Below are 16,315 nucleotides of genomic sequence, written 5' to 3' on the forward strand. Positions count from 1 at the left end.
AGCCAATACCATATTTTAATGTGACTTTCCCATTAATCAGTGCACTTATCTCGTACTTTTCAATTGTGGTTCCAGTAAGCATAGTTTTATCAAAGCATTTAAAACATAACTCAAGCGAACTTATGAGACCAAGGGCACCGAAGGCGGGCTCTAAGATATTCTTAGAGAAAATACCATTCATATGGAAGAGATTAAGCTTCCTATACAAAGTAACATTTAGAAATACATTCAGATACAAGTCAAGAATGTTTATGACCTTGCTAGGTGTTGCGGGCTGCATGAGCCTTTTATTCTTCGGTTTTGCATTAAAAGGATCAGTTGCTCAAGTAATTGATAGGCAATATGGTAAAATATTTGATTATGACGTAATTGTTAATTACGATAAAGACTTTTCGAAGAATAAATTGAAAGATTATGACGATTTTGTAAATAATAATGAAGAAATTAAGGACAAAATGTCTATAAGAACAGAGAATTTAATAGCCGATACCGTTGATATACCGGATCAAAACGTTTTACTTATGGCTGTTGATGATAACGAAAAGTTTTCTGATTATGTTCATTTAAATAACAATGGTGAAATGACAATACCAGACGATGGAGTTATTGTTAATAAAAAGCTATTAGACTCTTTAGGTAAAAATGTAGGCGATGAGATAGAACTAAGAGACTCATATAATAATTACTACAAAATGAAAGTAAAGGCTATAAATGAGAACTACTTAGGACATTATGCCTATGTATCAAAGAGCTATTATGAAAAAATATTTAAGAAAGACTACGATTATAATTCAGATATAATTAAATTAAACAGTAATGACGTTAAAGTCAAAGATAATTTCACTAAAGAAGTTTCGAAAATTGACAGTGTAATGTATGTATTTAATGTATTTAAAACTATAAACATAGCTAAAGACTGGTTATCAAACTTGACCTATGTAATCATACTAATCCTCTTTGTATCAGCGACTTTAGCCTTTGTAGTTTTATATAATTTAAACAGTGTTAATATATCTGAAAGAATTAGAGAGATAGCTACACTTAAAGTTCTCGGTTTTTATCCGCGCGAACTAACAAGTTATGTATATAGAGAAACGATACTTTTATCTACACTCGGAATACTTTTGGGTTTCTTAGGTGGTATTGGCTTAAATAATTTAATTCTTGAATATATTACGCCTATGAACATTCAACTAGTATCGCACATTATGTGGTATAACTATGTGATTTCTGCAGCTTTAACATATGTATTTATCTTCATGGTTATGATTATAGTTCATAAAAAGTTAAAGACTACAGATATGGTTGGCGCTTTAAAAGCATATGAATAAGGAGATAATATGATAGAAAAACTAAAACCTTTAGCCTTAGTTGGTCAAATCGGCATAGACATAGTATCAAGCATTGTTATTTCATACCTTGTTGGCTATGGACTTGACAAATTATTTAAGACAGATGGTACTTTTTCTATAATTTTCATAGTCATAGGAGTATTGGCAGGCTTTTATAATTTCTATAGAAGCATCAAATACTATGTAAAACAAAAAGATAATAAAGATCAAAAAGAAGATAAAGATGAAAAAAGATAAAGATTTCACGTTTAAATATATAAGAGTTGCTATAATTTTAGCTATAGTTTCAAGCCTTATTATTGTAATTTTTTTTGGTTTCAGAAAGGATTTACTCTTAGGTTTGTACTTAGGAACACTCATAAGTGTGCTATTTTTCAGGCTTATGTACAGAAATGCAATCAAGGCAGTGGAGAAAGATGCTAAAGCTAGTAAGAGGTTCACTATAAATAATTATTATCTAAGACTCTTATTATATGGTATAATACTCTATGCGGCATATAAGAATCCAAATTTCGATTTTTATACGACAGCAATAGGCTTTACTATGATCAAATTTTCAATTCTCATAGTTGAACTGTTTGGCATAGGTAAATAATTTCACAAATCAGTAGATTTGAATATATGAAAAGGGGGTAATAAGATGGAATTGTCGATAAGCTTTCAGATAGGTAAGAATGTATATTCACTAACTCCAAGCGTTATCAATTCGGTGATAGTTGTCTTAGCTTTAGTAATTTTTATCTTTATTTGCTATGGCAAAATTAAAAAGACAGATTATAAAGCTAGACCAAGTGGCCTTGTTAGCGTTATGGAAACCTTAGTTACATCAATTGATTCACTAATCGAACAAACTATGGGCAAGAACAGAGAAGGCTTTGCGCCATACATTCTTAGCTTGATGATGTTTTTATTGACAGCGAATCTGATGGGACTATTTGGCTTTAAACCACCAACATCAGATCTTAATGTTACACTCACATTAGCGCTAATTACTTTTGTTTTGATTCATTATAACAAGATAAAAGTTAATGGCTTAAAAGATTCCATAAAAGGTTATTTTGAACCAATCTTTATACTATTCCCAATAAACATTATAGGTGATATTGCGCTTCCAGTATCACTATCATTCCGTTTATTTGGTAACATAGTTAGTGGTTCATTAATCATGGCACTTGTATATGCTGCGCTAGGTTTCGTAAGTAATTTACTTACACCAATAGTAGCACCATGGTTTCACATCTACTTCGATGTATTCTCAGGTGTACTGCAAACATTCATATTCGCAATGATAACAATGATTTACATTGCAATGGGTATGGGACAAGAAGAAAATTAAATTTGAAAGGAGAAATTTTAAATGCAAGGAATTTCAGGTCACGATTTTATTTTAGGTATGTCAGCTTTAGGAGCTGGTATAGCAATGATAGCAGGTTTAGGCCCTGGTATTGGTCAAGGTATTGCAGCTAGTAAAGGAGCTGAAGCAGTAGGTAGACAACCAGAAGCTAAAGGTGATATCATCCAAACTATGATTTTAGGACAAGCTGTTGCCGAAACAACAGGTATTTATTCACTAGTTATTGCCCTAATTCTTATCTTAGTTAAACCTTTAGTATAGTTTAGTATGGAAGGCTTAAATGTAAGCGTTGACTTTAATTTAGTCAATATGCTTGTTCAGCTTACAGCCACTCTCGTATTGTATTTTATTTTGCGTAAATTTTTATACTATCCTATAAAAGATTTACTAAAGAAAAGACAAGACTATGTAATGAAGAACATTGAAGATAGCGAGAAAAATAATTTGAAATCTCAAGTAGCATTAAGAGACTATGAGCTTAAGTTAAAAGAAGCTAAAAAGGAAGCAAACGATATAGTTGATCAAGCTAAAAAGAGAGCTGACGATATCGTTAATAAGTCTGTTAATGATGCTAAAGAAGAGTCTAGAAAAATTATGGAAAAAGCTGATAAAGAACTTGCTAATAAAAAGTCAATGGCAATGGACGAAATGAAAGGGGATATGGTTAATATTGCCATCTTAGCTGCTGAAAAACTAATTGGTGAAAATATTAGCACAAAGAAAGACAAAGAGATCATAGAAAAGTCTATAGAAGAAGTAGGTAGTGGACAATGGAAGAATTAGCTACTACTTTATATGCAAAATCTATGTTCGAAGCATCTAAAGAAGATGATTGTCTTAAATTAGTTTATGAAGAGCTAAACTTAGTAAAGGAAAGTATTGATTCAAACCCTAGACTGATGGAAGTATTTAAGCATCCATTGTTATCAAATAATGATAAAAAAGATATTGTAAAAGATATTTATGAAAAAAATCTATCTACTTTAACTATGAATTTTTTATATGTTTTAATTGATGCTAAGAGATTTGACATGATATCGTCTATAATCGATGAATTTAACAATTTATATGACATAGACAACAATATTTTGAATGGAACTATAATTACTAAAAACAGTCTTAGTGATGAAGAAATAAAAAAATATGAAGAAAAATTGACTGCATCTTTAAAGTCTCATGTAAAGCTAAAGAATGTTTTAGATGATTCTATAATAGGTGGCTCAATTGTTAAGATCGGTGACAAGCTTATCGACTCAACACTAAAAGGTCAATTGAACGAATTAAGAAAAGAATTAATAAATAATAGTGAGGTGAGTATCTAAATGGGGTTAAAACCAGAAGAAATTAGCTCAGTTATAAAAGAATTAATAAAAAATTATGACAAAAAATTAGATACGGTTGAAGTTGGATCTATTATTGAAGTTGGAGACGGTATAGCTAGAGTTTACGGACTTGATAATGCTATGGCTGGTGAATTACTTGAACTACCTGGTGGCGTTTACGCTATGGCACTAAACCTTGAACAAGATAATATTGGTTGTGTACTTTTAGGTAGTGACAAGAACTTAAAAGAAGGAGACCCAGTTAAAAGAACTGGTAGAATCGTTGAAGTTCCAGTAGGCGAAGCGCTTATTGGCAGAGTAGTTAATTCACTAGGACAAGCTATCGATGGAAAAGGCAAAATTGAAAGCAAAAAGTATAGACCTATCGAAGCTAATGCGCCAGGTATCATTGACAGAAAGTCTGTATCTGAACCGTTACAAACTGGTATCAAAACTATTGACTCCATCATCCCTATAGGTAGAGGACAAAGAGAGTTAATTATAGGCGATAGACAAACAGGTAAGACTGCCATCGCCATAGATACAATAATAAATCAAAAGGATCAAGACGTAATATGTATATATGTTGCTATTGGTCAAAAGAACTCAACTGTAGCTCAATTAGTTAATGTACTAGAAGAACATGGTGCGATGGACTACACTATAGTAGTAAGTTCATCAGCAAGTGAATTAGCACCACTACAATACATTGCGCCATATGCAGGAACTGCTATGGCTGAAGAGTTTATGTATGCAGGTAAGGACGTACTTATCATCTACGATGACTTATCAAAGCACGCGGTTGCTTATCGTTCAATGTCATTGCTACTTAGAAGACCACCAGGACGTGAAGCGTACCCAGGAGACGTTTTCTATCTACACTCAAGACTACTTGAAAGATCAGCAAAATTATCTGATAAATTAGGTGGAGGCTCTATAACAGCTCTTCCTATCATAGAAACACAAGCTGGAGATATTTCTGCTTATATACCTACTAACGTTATATCTATCACTGACGGACAAATCTTCCTTGAAGGACAATTGTTCTTCTCAGGACAAAGACCAGCAGTAAACGCAGGTCTATCGGTATCTCGTGTTGGTGGAGCTGCACAAATCAAGGCTATGAAGAAAGTTTCAAGCGGTATTAAACTTGAACTTGCTCAATACAGAGAATTATTGGCATTTGCTCAATTTGGCTCTGAGCTTGATAAGGATACTGCTGACAAGCTAAATCATGGTCAAAGAATCATGGAAATACTTAAACAAGCACAATATAAACCTTTAAAAGTCGAAGAAGAGGTTATGATTTTATTTGCTGTTACTAACAGATATCTTGATGATATTCCTGTAGACAGAGTTAAGGCTTTTGAAAATGATTTTCTAGAGTACATGGAAAATACTTCTAGTGAAACTGCTAAGAAGATTTTAGAGAAAAAAGAATTAACTGATGAAATAAAAGAAGAGCTAAAACTAAAGATAGAAGAATTTAAAAAGACTTTTAACTAGAGGTTTATTATGGCTGAACAAAGTAAAGAAATTAAAAGAAGAATAAAAAGTGTATCTAATATAAAGCAAATTACTAGAGCTATGGAATTAGTATCTACTTCTAAACTTCGTAAATCAAGAAAGCAACTTGAACTTACAAGGCCATATTATAACACTGTTGAATCAAGTATAAGAGAAATACTAGCAAACACTAAGGGTGTTAAGTATGATTTACTTGAAAGAAGAGAAGTTAAGAACAGACTTATAATTGTTTTAACATCTGATAGAGGTTTGGCTGGTGGTTATAACATTAACGTTATAAGAAAAGCTGAATCATATATTGATGACAAAGTAGGAACAAAGTTTATCCTAGTCGGTGTTGAAGCAAGAGAGTACTTTAAAAGAAGATACGATGGCATAGTAGAAGAATTTTCATATATTTCAGAAGAACCTTCATATAATAATGCTGCTAAAATTGGTAGCATCTGTTATGATTTATACAGAAAAAAAGAAATTGATGAAGTTCTATTAGTTTATACTCATTTCTCCACTGTACTAAGTTTAGTGCCTAGTATGGTTAAGCTACTTCCAGCCGAATCTATTGAAAAGGACGGCAATATGGAGAACAGACTTATTGAGTATGAACCATCTGCTGAAGAAGTATTAAACAGATTAGTTAAAGATTATATATCCATAACTATATTTGGAGCTATGATTGAGTCGGCAGCTTCAGAACAAGCATCAAGAAGAAACTCTATGAAGAATGCTACTGATAATGCTAACGATATGCTTGAGAGTTTGTCGCTTAGATTCAACAGAGCAAGACAAGCTCAAATTACACAAGAAATTACTGAGATAGTCTCAGGTGCAAATGCATTAAATTAGAAGGGGTGAAATTATGGAAAATCAAAATATTGGTAAAGTTGTACAAATAATTGGACCGGTTCTTGATATAAGATTTAAACAAAATTCTCTACCAAACCTTCTTAACGCGATTAAAATTGATTTAAATGGCAAGCCGCTTATAGCTGAAGTAAGTCAACATATAGGTGACGATATAGTTAGATGTATATCGATGTCATCTACTGACGGACTAGTTAGAGGCGCTGAAGCTATAGATACAGGAAGCCCAATAAAGGTGCCTGTTGGCGATAAAACTTTAGGAAGACTTTTCAACGTTTTAGGTGAAAACATTGATGAAGTTACTAAGGCTAAGTATGATAGATACGATCCAATACACAGACAAGCACCTACTTATGATGAACAAGTTACAACAAGAGAAATCTTTGAAACTGGTATCAAAGTTATTGACCTTATTGCTCCATACGCTAGAGGAGGTAAGATAGGTCTATTCGGTGGTGCCGGTGTTGGTAAAACTGTATTAATACAAGAGTTAATCAACAATATCGCTAAAGAACATGGTGGACTTTCAGTTTTTGCAGGCGTTGGAGAAAGAACAAGAGAAGGTAATGACCTTTACTACGAAATGAAAGAGTCTGGCGTTATTAACAAGACTGCCTTAGTATTCGGTCAAATGAATGAACCGCCAGGAGCAAGAATGAGAGTTGCTCTAACTGGATTAACTATGGCTGAGTATTTTAGAGATGAAAAACACCAAGACGTACTTTTATTCATTGACAATATATTCAGATTTACTCAAGCAGGTTCAGAAGTATCTGCACTTCTTGGTAGAATGCCATCAGCAGTAGGTTATCAACCAACATTAGCTACTGAAATGGGTCAACTACAAGAAAGAATCACATCTACAAAGAACGGCTCAATTACATCAGTACAAGCTGTTTACGTACCTGCCGACGACTTAACAGACCCTGCACCAGCAACAACATTTACCCATCTTGACGCGACAACAGTACTTTCACGTTCAATTTCAGAACTAGGTATATATCCAGCTGTAGACCCACTTGATTCAACATCAAGAATCTTGGATCCACAAGTAGTTGGAGAAAAACACTATGAAGTTGCTAGACGTGTTCAAGAGATATTACAAAGATACAAAGAACTTCAAGATATCATCGCTATACTTGGTATGGATGAATTATCTGAAGATGACAAGATAACTGTTGCTAGAGCAAGAAGAATTCAAAGATTCTTGTCACAACCGTTCTCAGTTGCTGAACAATTCACAGGTATAGAAGGTCAATACGTTCCTATAGCCGAAACTATTAGAGGTTTTGAAGAAATACTTGACGGTAAACATGATGATTTACCTGAATCAGCATTCTTATTCGTTGGAACTATAGATGACGCTGTTAAAAAAGCTGAGAGTATGAGGCAAGATAATGAATAGATTATATCTTAAGGTTGTTACACCTGATAAATTGTTTTTCGAAGGCGAGATCGATATGCTCGTTGCAAGAACAATTGAAGGAGACGTAGGAATACTTTTTAATCACTCTCCACTGGTAACAATACTGGATATTGGTAGACTTGTTATTAAAGATGGAGATGAAAGAAAGATCGCTGCCTGCGCTGGCGGTTATATTGACGTAAGAAACAATAATATAACTGTAGTCTCAGACGCTTGCGAATGGGAAGACGAGATAGACATCAATAGAGCTGAGAGAGCTAAGGAAAGAGCAAGCAAGAGACTTGAAGACAAAGGAACAGATACATTTAAGGCAGAGCTTGCACTTAAGAAGGCAATCAACAGAATCAATGTTGGAAATAAAAATTATTAAAAGAAGGTAGCAATTTGCTACCCTCTTTTTGAAAGAGGAGGAATAATATGAAGTGGGATTTATCGGCATACTATAAATCATTTACAGATCCTAAATACAAAGAAGACTATGACAATATTTTAAAAGAAGTAAAAGATTTAAAGGCTTTTATTACAGATAACTTTGACGATAAGAAAAAAGTTTTACTTCAATATGTAGAAAAAGCTAATCTTATTGAAAACTACGCCGCAAGGCTATATGGTTACGTTTCACTAAATTTAAGCGAAAATGTTAACAATAAAGAAGCACTAACAGAAAAATCAAAGCTTATAGCTATAGGCAGAGAATTTACTGAATTAAATGTTGTCTACACAAAATTTTTAAAGAGTATAGATGATATTAATAAGATAATAGATGAAGATGATGCTCTTAAAGAATATAGATTTATTTTAAATGAAGGCTGTGAACAAGCTAAGCACTCATTAAGCGATGACGTAGAGATAGCTGTTGCTCGTATAAAAGAAACAGGTTCATACGAATGGGGTAGACTTCATTCTAACTTAACAAGTAAAGTAACAAACAAAGTAGAATTCCCAGATGGAGAAGTAAAAGAAATAAATCTACCAGCTATAAGAAACTTACAATATGAAGATGATAAAGAGCTTAGAAGAAATAGTTTTGCGGCTGAAGAAGAATGCTACGACAAGATTAGAGATTCAGTAGCAATGTCACTAAGCTCAATCAAGGGCGAAGTTATTAATGAATGTGAGTTAAGAGGCTACGAAAGTCCACTAGAAAAAACACTTATCGATTCAAGATTTGATGAAGAGATACTTGATGCTATGTGGTCATCAGTTAGAAAGTATTTACCAGACTTCGTTAAGTATTTCAATAGAAAAGCAAAATTACTTGGCTACGACAAACTTCCTTACTACGAAACATTCGCGCCAGTAGGCAAAGCAAGTATCACTTATACCTTTGATGAAGCAAAAGACTTTGTTATTAAGCAATATTATTCATTCTCAGATAAATTAGGTGATTTTGCTAAGCATGCCTTTGAAAACAATTGGCTAGATACAGAGCCAAGAGAAGGCAAAGTTGGCGGCGCATTCTGCTCAAGCTGCTCAGCCATAAAAGAATCAAGAGTATTGGCAAACTTCGGCGGTACATTTGACTCGATGATAACATTTGCTCATGAGCTTGGTCATGCTTATCATGGAAGAGTTATTTTCCAAGAAGAGCCTATAAATCAAGACTATACTATGCCTATAGCAGAGACTGCATCGATATTTGCAGAGACAATAACATATAACGCTGCTCTTAAATATGCTAAGAACGACGATGAAAAGATATTTATACTTGAAAATATTATTTCAGGCGCAGCACAAACTGTTGTTGACATATACTCAAGATTCTTATTTGAAGATGAAGTATTTAGAAGAAGAAAAGATGGCGCACTTGATGCAGATGACTTCGATGAAATCATGATGAACGCTCAAAAAGAAGCTTTCAAAGACGGACTAGATCCAGAAAAGCTTAATAAGGGTATGTGGATATGCAAGTCTCACTACTACAGTAGCGGCCTTGGATACTATAACTTCCCATATTGCTTCGGATTGTTATTTGCAAGAGGCTTATACAGCATATACAAGAAAGAAGGAGATGCCTTCATCGAAAAATATGATACACTTCTAAGAAATACAGGCAAGATGAGCATTAAAGATTGCTGCAAATCAGTTGGCATAGATGTTACAAAAGAAGAATTCTTCGATGCATCACTAGAAACTATAAAAGCAGAAATTGATGAGTTTTTAAAATTAACTGAATAAAATTATTAAATAAATATTATTAAACCTCTTTACTAAATTAAGTAGAGAGGTTTTTTTATAAAACTTATTGACATTTATTATACTGTGTAGTACAATGTATATTGATAAGCAATGTATATATGAAAGGAGAATAAAATGAATACGGATTGGATTTCTCAAATAAAAAGAGGCACCTTAGAGTATGCTGTCTTGTTGTTAATTAAAAAATGCGATAGATATGGTTATGATTTAATACAAACCTTGAATAAATATACAATGCTTAATACTAATGAAAGCACAATTTATCCCCTTCTTAGAAGACTTATGAAAAATGGATATCTTGATTCTTATTGGAAAAAAAATAGAAGAGGGAACACCACCAAGAAAATATTATAAATTAACAGATTTAGGTGAATCATATTTAAATACACTTAAAAATGATTGGAGTAAACTTATAAATAATATCAGCGATATAGAAAAGGAGTGAATAAAATAAATGGAAAATATTATAATTAGCAATGATTTAGAAAAATATTTATCTCAAGTAGATAGATATTTAAAATATATATCAGTGAGTGAAAAGACAGATATTTTATCTGAATTAAAAAGTTCTTTTTATGAAAGACTAAAAAATGGTCAATCAAGTAAAGAAATAATTGATAAAATGCCTTCAGCAAAAGATTTAGCAGCAGATTATATGGAAGACTCCATAGATCGAAAAAAAATTTTTTCTTTTAAGAGAATGTGTCAATATATATTTTTTTATTCATATTCTTCATTAATCTGGCTAGCTGTAATCCCAACACTTTTCACATTAGCTATAGGCTTCTTACTATCTGGAATTATTAGTTTTGCTGCAGGTATAATGGGACTATTAAAAGGACTTGTTAATATTTCTTTTTTAAATGAAATTAAAATAATTTTTATTTATCATGAATTAAAAGGTGTTTCAGCTTTACTTGCTGGCATATTATTAGCGATTGTTTTTACTATATTAGGCATTTTGTTTTGGAGAGGAACAGTTACCTTAATAAGATATTTACAAAATAAAAAGATAAGTATTTATAATAAATGTATATAAATTATAATTTAATATTAAATAAGCAAAAGTGTATTAATTTTTTTATACACTTTTGTTTTTTTACAAAAAGTTTACATCTTTTATATTTATTTTTAACATATGAGATCTATAATCAATACAAGAAAGGGGAGAATTCCATGAAAAAAATTTTTAAATTCTTTGTATTAGTATTAGCACTAGCTATATTCGTATCTAGTTTCTCATTCTTAGGCGAAACAAGCTATGCTGAAAGCAAAAAAGCCAAACAGGCTAAGTATGTCTTCTTGTTTATTGGTGATGGTATGGGTGCTGCACAAGTTAACGCTGCTCAAATCTACACTGGAAATAAGGATAAAGTTGAGATAAAACCATTAGAGTTTTATAAGTTCCCAACAGTTGGTTTTGTTAACACTGAAGACTCTACAAGCTTCTGCCCAGACTCAGCTTCAACTGCCACAGCTATTAGCTCAGGCAATAAAACTCAATCTGGCGTTATAGGTAAGACAAGTGATCTTCAAAAGAATGTTACTACTGTTGCTGAAAAAATGAAAGCTCAAGGCAAAAAGATAGGTATTATATCAACTGTTACACTTAACCATGCAACACCAGCAGCTTTCTACGCTAATGTTACATCTAGAAAACAATACTACGAAATAGGTAAACAAATGGCTGCTAGCGGCTTTGATTATTTTGCAGGTGGCTCACTAGAACATAGAACTGGTGACGATAAGAACAAAAAAGAAAAAGATCTTTATGATATTTTAAGAGCTAATGGCTACACTGTAACAGAAACAAAGAAAGATTTTGAAAAGATTAACAAAAATACAGGAAAAGTATTTGCTGTAACTGAAAGAATTCAAGATTCAGGTTCTATGCCATATACACTTGATCAAAAGAAGGGTGATATGACTTTAAGAGATACTGTTAGAAAAGCTATAGAAGTATTAGACAATGACAAGGGCTTCTTCATCATGGCTGAAGCTGGTAAAGTTGACTGGGCTTGCCATGCTAACGATGCTTTCTCGTCTATACATGAAGTGCTTGCACTTGATGACGCAGTTCAAGAAGCTATAGAATTTTATAAAAAACATCCAGATGAAACACTTATCCTTGTTACTGCTGACCATGAAACAGGCGGACTAAGCCTTGGTTATCAAGGAACAGGATATGACACACACTTTGAAATATTTGACAAGCAAAAAGTAAGCTATGTTGAATTTGATAAGAAATTTGAAGAATTAAAGAAAAACAACAAGAACCTTAAATTTGAAGATGCACTAAAATTAGTTAAAGAATCATTTGGACTAATAGTTAAGGATAAAAACACTAAGAAGGAAGATGAATTATTCGTATTAAATGATTATGAACTTGGTAAATTAAAAGCAGCTTTTGCTGAATCAATGAAAGATAAAGATAAGAGAACTAAATCTATAGAAACAAACTTACTATATGGTGGATATGATCCATTTAGCGCAACACTTACTCATTTAATTGATAACAAAGCTGGTATAGGCTGGTCAACATTTGCTCATACAGCAGTTCCAGTACCTATATATGCACTAGGTGCAACATCTGAACTATATGAAGGAACTTATCACGATAGCGAGATCTATAGTAAACTTATGGAATCTTTAGGAGCAAAATAATAAATTTCATTAAAATAAAATTAGCTTACACATGAAAACAGGGAGCCGAAGCTCCCTGTTTTTTATATAGATATTAACTAATATATAACTTTATGAAATACTTTTTTGCCTTTCTTAATCAATAGCTCTCCATCATTAAAGTCATCAAGTGTAATAACTTTACTAGCATCGCTTTCTTTTTCACCATTAAGAAGTATACCGCCTTGTGAAATAAGCTGTCTTGCTTCTGAGTTTGACTTAGTAAGGTTAAGCTCTTTTAATAAGTTTAGTAGACCAATACCATCTTCAAAAACTTTTTTATCCATAGTAGTACTTGGAATATTTTCAGAGTCAGCTGAACCACTGAATAGGGCACGGCTTGCTTCTAAGGCTTTATCAGCATCTTCTTTACTGTGAACATCTTTAGTGATTTCATAAGCAAGTATTTCTTTTGCTTTATTAATTTCATTATCTTTAAGCTTAGCTAATTCGTTTATTTCTTCCATAGGAAGCATAGTTAGAAGCTTTAAGAATTTTATAACGTCTCTGTCATCAACATTTCTGAAGTATTGGAAAAGTTCATAAGGAGTAGTTTTTTCTCTGTCAAGCCAAACAGCGCCTGAAACAGTTTTACCCATCTTAACGCCATCAGCATTTGTTAATAACTTAAGAGTCATAACGTAGGCTTGTTTACCTTCAAGTTTGTTTATTAGCTCAGTTCCTTCAAGCATGTTAGCCCATTGGTCTGATCCACCAACTTGTAAGATACAGCCATATTTTCTATATAGCTCTAAGAAGTCATAAGCTTGCATTAGCATATAGCCCATTTCAAAGAAAGTTAAGCCAGAAGAAATTCTGTTCTTATAGCAATCATAAGCAAGCATCTTAGAAACGTTGAAGTTAACGCCTATAGTTCTCATAAAATCAAGGTACTTTACATCGCGAAGCCACTCTTTATTGTCAACGTGCAATGCTTTGCCATCAGAAAAATCAATAAATCTTGACAATTGCTCAACAAAGATTCTAGCATTTTCGTTAATAGTTTCTTCAGTAAGAAGCTTTCTCATATCTTGCTTACCAGATGGGTCACCAATCATAGTTGTTGCTCCACCAGTTAAGCAGATAGCTCTATGCCCAGCTGCTTGCAAGTGCTTCATAACCATAAGCGTAATGTAGTGACCTATAGTTAATGAGTTTGCTGTTGCATCATAACCAGTGTAGAATGTAATTTTTTCATTATTTAATAAATTTCTTAATTCATCTTCATAATTGCAGTTATCTATGTAACCTCTTTCTTTTAACACGTCAAAAACGTTCATAAAATCACTCCTTTAAACTGCCTTGATTATAACATATTTATAATTATATTGTCAATCTATAAGCATGAAAAAGGACGGGCACTTGTCCCATCCTTATAAGCTTAAATTATATTTCTTCTGAGTTTTCCCATAAACCATGGATATTGCAGTAGCTTAATGCAAGTAGAGTACCTTTAGCATTTGCTTTTAGCTTAACGCTCATAGATGGTTCAGTAAATAAATCTGATTCTCCGTGAGCTGATGCTACATAGCTAGCTACTTCAACTGGAATTTCTTTTCCTTCAGGAACGAAGAATAACTTCATCCATGCTATGTGGTGTTCAAGAGTGTTTGGATGAGCAATTTCATCTCCAACACTTACGCAAACCTTTAAATCGTCTGCTTCTTTTGTTACGTGTATAACTGGAACGTGCTTTTCGCTCTTCCAATCTGCGCTTTTAACTAATTCTGATAATTTCATTTTTATCAACCCCCTTGTATTTTATCTATACCCAAAGATGATTTTTAATACACATTTAGATGAAAATATTTATTAATAGATTCATTGTTTAATAGACTAATATATGTTATAATTGTTATGGAAGTGATAGTATGTATGAATTAATTGCAACAAGTTCATTTGGCTTAGAAGCAATAGTTAAAAGAGAATTAAATGATTTAGGTTTAGAAGTAAGTAAAACTGATAACGGCCACATCTATTTCAATGGTGATGCCATAGATATAGCAAGAGCAAATATTAATCTTAGATGTGCTGACAGGGTACTAATAAACTTAAAGAGCTTCAAGGCAGAGAGCTTTGAAGAGCTTTTTGATGGTATATATGAGCTTCCATGGAATGATATTTTAGATGAAGACTCTAATTTTATAGTTGAGGGCCGTTCACACAAATCAAAGCTATTCTCAATATCTGACTCTCAAAGGATTACTGAGAAGGCTATAATAAAGAAACTACAAATGAAGCATGATATAAGTAGATTCTCAAAGTCATCTCATAGACATAGACTTGAGATATCTCTATTAAATGACATTGCAAGCATCACGCTTGATACTTCAGGAGACAGCCTTCACAAGAGAGGCTATAGAGATATGCAAGGTGCAGCTCCTCTTAAGGAGACTATGGCTGCGGCACTTGTAAAGCTATCGTTTTATAATAAGGATAGACCTTTCTTTGATCCTTTCTGTGGTTCGGGTACTATTCCTATAGAAGCATTACTAATAGCTAGAAACATTGCTCCTGGTCTTGACAGAGACTTTGATAGCATGAATTTTAAATTTATTGACGCTGACTTATTTAAAAAGGCTAGACTAGAAGCAATGGAGAAGATTGATTATAAGTCAAAGGTATACATCGATGCAAGTGATATATCGCACAAATCCATTGCCATAGCGAAACACAATCTTGAAAATCTTGGTCTAAGTGATGATATTCGCTTCTTTGTAAAGGATTTTAGAGATGTCGATATTAAAAATAACTACGGAGTAATGATTACAAATCCGCCATATGGCAAGCGTCTTGAGGAAGATAATCTTAGGTCTTTATACAGTGATTTTGGTAAAAAGATAAAAAATTTAGATACATGGTCGATTTATGTTTTGACATCATATGAAGAGATAGAGAGGGACTTCGCTAGAAAGGCTGACAAGAACAGAAAGCTTTACAACGGAAGTTTAAAGACGTATTACTATCAATTTTATGGCAAGAAACCTGAGAAATAGGGGAGGTTATTTAATTATGGAAAGAAAAGATGAAATATTAGATAAAATACTCTCCGTCGAAGTTTTGGATGCCATGGCAGATTGGGTTAAGGTAGTTAATATAAAAGGTAAGATACTTTATGCTAATCAAGCTCTAAAAGATGCGATAGGCTATGACCCAACTGGTACTAATACTGATGATTTAGATGATTTTCTAAAGCTTGATACGAGTGAAACAACTAGCGCTATTGAAAAGAATGAGATCATACAAAAGGAATTAAATATTGGCGACAACTACTATCAAGTGAAGTGCTCGCCAATATATGATGAGAAGATGAATCCCATCGCCATAGTTGAAGTATTTAGAGATGTTACAAGAGAGAGGGTTCTAGAACTTCAACTTATTCAAAGCAATGAAAATGTTTTTCATGATATGGAAATTACAAAAAGAATACAAAAAAGTATACTTCCTGTAAAAACGAAATATAAAAACATTGCTATAGACTATTTATATGAAGCAACTGAAACGCTCTCTGGCGATATGTTTGATATATTTGAGATAGAGAAGGATACCTATGTAATCTACATCGCGGACGTTGCAGGCCATGGTATAGCGG

General features: G+C 32.9%; 19 protein-coding genes. 17 read left to right on the top strand and 2 right to left on the bottom strand.

Annotation, left to right across the window (positions count from 1 at the left end):
- From Q0E71_RS04305 to Q0E71_RS04375, 15 genes are all read left to right on the top strand, one after another.
- On the top strand, window positions 1-1,331 hold a 1,331-nt coding region (locus Q0E71_RS04305), incomplete at its 5' end, for an ABC transporter permease (protein ID WP_294796382.1).
- Window positions 1,332-1,340: 9 nt separating this feature from the next.
- On the top strand, window positions 1,341-1,589 hold the full coding sequence (locus tag Q0E71_RS04310) for an AtpZ/AtpI family protein (RefSeq protein ID WP_294796384.1): 249 nt from the start codon (window positions 1,341-1,343) through the stop codon (window positions 1,587-1,589).
- Window positions 1,576-1,947, top strand: a complete 372-nt coding sequence (locus Q0E71_RS04315) for an ATP synthase subunit I (protein ID WP_294796386.1) — start codon at window positions 1,576-1,578, stop codon at window positions 1,945-1,947. The genes Q0E71_RS04310 and Q0E71_RS04315 overlap by 14 nt, the downstream gene beginning before the upstream one ends.
- A gap of 45 nt (window positions 1,948-1,992) precedes the next feature.
- The gene (gene atpB, locus Q0E71_RS04320; protein ID WP_294796388.1) at window positions 1,993-2,688 is read left to right on the top strand and encodes a F0F1 ATP synthase subunit A; all 696 of its coding nucleotides are present in this window, start codon (window positions 1,993-1,995) and stop codon (window positions 2,686-2,688) included.
- Between the two features lie 21 nt (window positions 2,689-2,709).
- The gene (gene atpE, locus Q0E71_RS04325; protein ID WP_019213523.1) at window positions 2,710-2,967 is read left to right on the top strand and encodes an ATP synthase F0 subunit C; all 258 of its coding nucleotides are present in this window, start codon (window positions 2,710-2,712) and stop codon (window positions 2,965-2,967) included.
- 6 nt (window positions 2,968-2,973) lie between these two features.
- Complete coding sequence (atpF, locus tag Q0E71_RS04330) at window positions 2,974-3,489, top strand: F0F1 ATP synthase subunit B (RefSeq protein ID WP_058260397.1); 516 nt, start codon at window positions 2,974-2,976, stop codon at window positions 3,487-3,489.
- Entirely contained in the window at window positions 3,477-4,028 is a 552-nt protein-coding gene (gene atpH, locus Q0E71_RS04335; RefSeq protein WP_294796392.1) for an ATP synthase F1 subunit delta, read from the top strand. The genes atpF and atpH overlap by 13 nt, the downstream gene beginning before the upstream one ends.
- Window positions 4,029-5,534: a F0F1 ATP synthase subunit alpha gene (gene atpA, locus Q0E71_RS04340; protein WP_058260395.1), complete on the top strand. Its 1,506-nt coding sequence runs from the start codon at window positions 4,029-4,031 to the stop codon at window positions 5,532-5,534.
- A gap of 9 nt (window positions 5,535-5,543) precedes the next feature.
- On the top strand, window positions 5,544-6,398 hold the full coding sequence (atpG, locus tag Q0E71_RS04345; RefSeq protein WP_294796395.1) for an ATP synthase F1 subunit gamma: 855 nt from the start codon (window positions 5,544-5,546) through the stop codon (window positions 6,396-6,398).
- A 13-nt stretch (window positions 6,399-6,411) separates the two neighbouring features.
- Window positions 6,412-7,821: a F0F1 ATP synthase subunit beta gene (gene atpD / locus Q0E71_RS04350; RefSeq protein WP_294796397.1), complete on the top strand. Its 1,410-nt coding sequence runs from the start codon at window positions 6,412-6,414 to the stop codon at window positions 7,819-7,821.
- On the top strand, window positions 7,814-8,212 hold the full coding sequence (locus tag Q0E71_RS04355; RefSeq protein ID WP_294796399.1) for a F0F1 ATP synthase subunit epsilon: 399 nt from the start codon (window positions 7,814-7,816) through the stop codon (window positions 8,210-8,212). The genes atpD and Q0E71_RS04355 overlap by 8 nt, the downstream gene beginning before the upstream one ends.
- A 47-nt stretch (window positions 8,213-8,259) precedes the next feature.
- The gene (locus Q0E71_RS04360) at window positions 8,260-10,020 is read left to right on the top strand and encodes a M3 family oligoendopeptidase (RefSeq protein ID WP_294796401.1); all 1,761 of its coding nucleotides are present in this window, start codon (window positions 8,260-8,262) and stop codon (window positions 10,018-10,020) included.
- 135 nt (window positions 10,021-10,155) lie between these two features.
- Window positions 10,156-10,395 (top strand): PadR family transcriptional regulator, encoded by a 240-nt coding sequence (locus Q0E71_RS04365; RefSeq protein ID WP_294796403.1) that lies wholly within the window; start codon window positions 10,156-10,158, stop codon window positions 10,393-10,395.
- 100 nt (window positions 10,396-10,495) lie between these two features.
- Window positions 10,496-11,080 (top strand): HAAS signaling domain-containing protein, encoded by a 585-nt coding sequence (locus tag Q0E71_RS04370; protein ID WP_294796406.1) that lies wholly within the window; start codon window positions 10,496-10,498, stop codon window positions 11,078-11,080.
- 137 nt (window positions 11,081-11,217) lie between these two features.
- Window positions 11,218-12,705 (top strand): alkaline phosphatase, encoded by a 1,488-nt coding sequence (locus tag Q0E71_RS04375; RefSeq protein WP_294796408.1) that lies wholly within the window; start codon window positions 11,218-11,220, stop codon window positions 12,703-12,705.
- A gap of 77 nt (window positions 12,706-12,782) precedes the next feature.
- On the opposite strand, the gene tyrS is transcribed toward Q0E71_RS04375, so the two are convergent.
- Window positions 12,783-14,003, bottom strand: a complete 1,221-nt coding sequence (tyrS, locus tag Q0E71_RS04380; protein ID WP_294796410.1) for a tyrosine--tRNA ligase — start codon at window positions 14,001-14,003, stop codon at window positions 12,783-12,785.
- 106 nt (window positions 14,004-14,109) lie between these two features.
- Entirely contained in the window at window positions 14,110-14,463 is a 354-nt protein-coding gene (locus Q0E71_RS04385) for a class II SORL domain-containing protein (RefSeq protein WP_294796412.1), read from the bottom strand.
- A 131-nt stretch (window positions 14,464-14,594) separates the two neighbouring features.
- Between Q0E71_RS04385 and Q0E71_RS04390 the strand changes: the two genes are divergently transcribed.
- Together Q0E71_RS04390 and Q0E71_RS04395 are read left to right on the top strand one after the other, a co-directional pair.
- Window positions 14,595-15,719, top strand: a complete 1,125-nt coding sequence (locus tag Q0E71_RS04390; protein WP_294796414.1) for a class I SAM-dependent RNA methyltransferase — start codon at window positions 14,595-14,597, stop codon at window positions 15,717-15,719.
- Between the two features lie 16 nt (window positions 15,720-15,735).
- The coding region (locus Q0E71_RS04395; RefSeq protein ID WP_294796416.1) for a PAS domain-containing protein at window positions 15,736-16,315 on the top strand (580 nt) is incomplete at its 3' end.

This window comes from uncultured Fenollaria sp., assembly GCF_934202865.1.
In the GTDB taxonomy this organism is placed as follows: domain Bacteria; phylum Bacillota; class Clostridia; order Tissierellales; family Peptoniphilaceae; genus Fenollaria.

What these genes read in the sequence shown, in the direction of transcription:
- Q0E71_RS04310 (WP_294796384.1), top strand. Translation starts at nt 1,341, where the DNA reads ATGATAGAAAAACTAAAACCTTTAGCCTTAGTTGGTCAAATCGGCATA.
- Q0E71_RS04315 (WP_294796386.1), top strand. Translation starts at nt 1,576, where the DNA reads ATGAAAAAAGATAAAGATTTCACGTTTAAATATATAAGAGTTGCTATA.
- atpB (WP_294796388.1), top strand. Translation starts at nt 1,993, where the DNA reads ATGGAATTGTCGATAAGCTTTCAGATAGGTAAGAATGTATATTCACTA.
- atpE (WP_019213523.1), top strand. Translation starts at nt 2,710, where the DNA reads ATGCAAGGAATTTCAGGTCACGATTTTATTTTAGGTATGTCAGCTTTA.
- atpF (WP_058260397.1), top strand. Translation starts at nt 2,974, where the DNA reads ATGGAAGGCTTAAATGTAAGCGTTGACTTTAATTTAGTCAATATGCTT.
- atpH (WP_294796392.1), top strand. Translation starts at nt 3,477, where the DNA reads ATGGAAGAATTAGCTACTACTTTATATGCAAAATCTATGTTCGAAGCA.
- atpA (WP_058260395.1), top strand. Translation starts at nt 4,029, where the DNA reads ATGGGGTTAAAACCAGAAGAAATTAGCTCAGTTATAAAAGAATTAATA.
- atpG (WP_294796395.1), top strand. Translation starts at nt 5,544, where the DNA reads ATGGCTGAACAAAGTAAAGAAATTAAAAGAAGAATAAAAAGTGTATCT.
- atpD (WP_294796397.1), top strand. Translation starts at nt 6,412, where the DNA reads ATGGAAAATCAAAATATTGGTAAAGTTGTACAAATAATTGGACCGGTT.
- Q0E71_RS04355 (WP_294796399.1), top strand. Translation starts at nt 7,814, where the DNA reads ATGAATAGATTATATCTTAAGGTTGTTACACCTGATAAATTGTTTTTC.
- Q0E71_RS04360 (WP_294796401.1), top strand. Translation starts at nt 8,260, where the DNA reads ATGAAGTGGGATTTATCGGCATACTATAAATCATTTACAGATCCTAAA.
- Q0E71_RS04365 (WP_294796403.1), top strand. Translation starts at nt 10,156, where the DNA reads ATGAATACGGATTGGATTTCTCAAATAAAAAGAGGCACCTTAGAGTAT.
- Q0E71_RS04370 (WP_294796406.1), top strand. Translation starts at nt 10,496, where the DNA reads ATGGAAAATATTATAATTAGCAATGATTTAGAAAAATATTTATCTCAA.
- Q0E71_RS04375 (WP_294796408.1), top strand. Translation starts at nt 11,218, where the DNA reads ATGAAAAAAATTTTTAAATTCTTTGTATTAGTATTAGCACTAGCTATA.
- tyrS (WP_294796410.1), bottom strand. Translation starts at nt 14,003, where the DNA reads ATGAACGTTTTTGACGTGTTAAAAGAAAGAGGTTACATAGATAACTGC.
- Q0E71_RS04385 (WP_294796412.1), bottom strand. Translation starts at nt 14,463, where the DNA reads ATGAAATTATCAGAATTAGTTAAAAGCGCAGATTGGAAGAGCGAAAAG.
- Q0E71_RS04390 (WP_294796414.1), top strand. Translation starts at nt 14,595, where the DNA reads ATGTATGAATTAATTGCAACAAGTTCATTTGGCTTAGAAGCAATAGTT.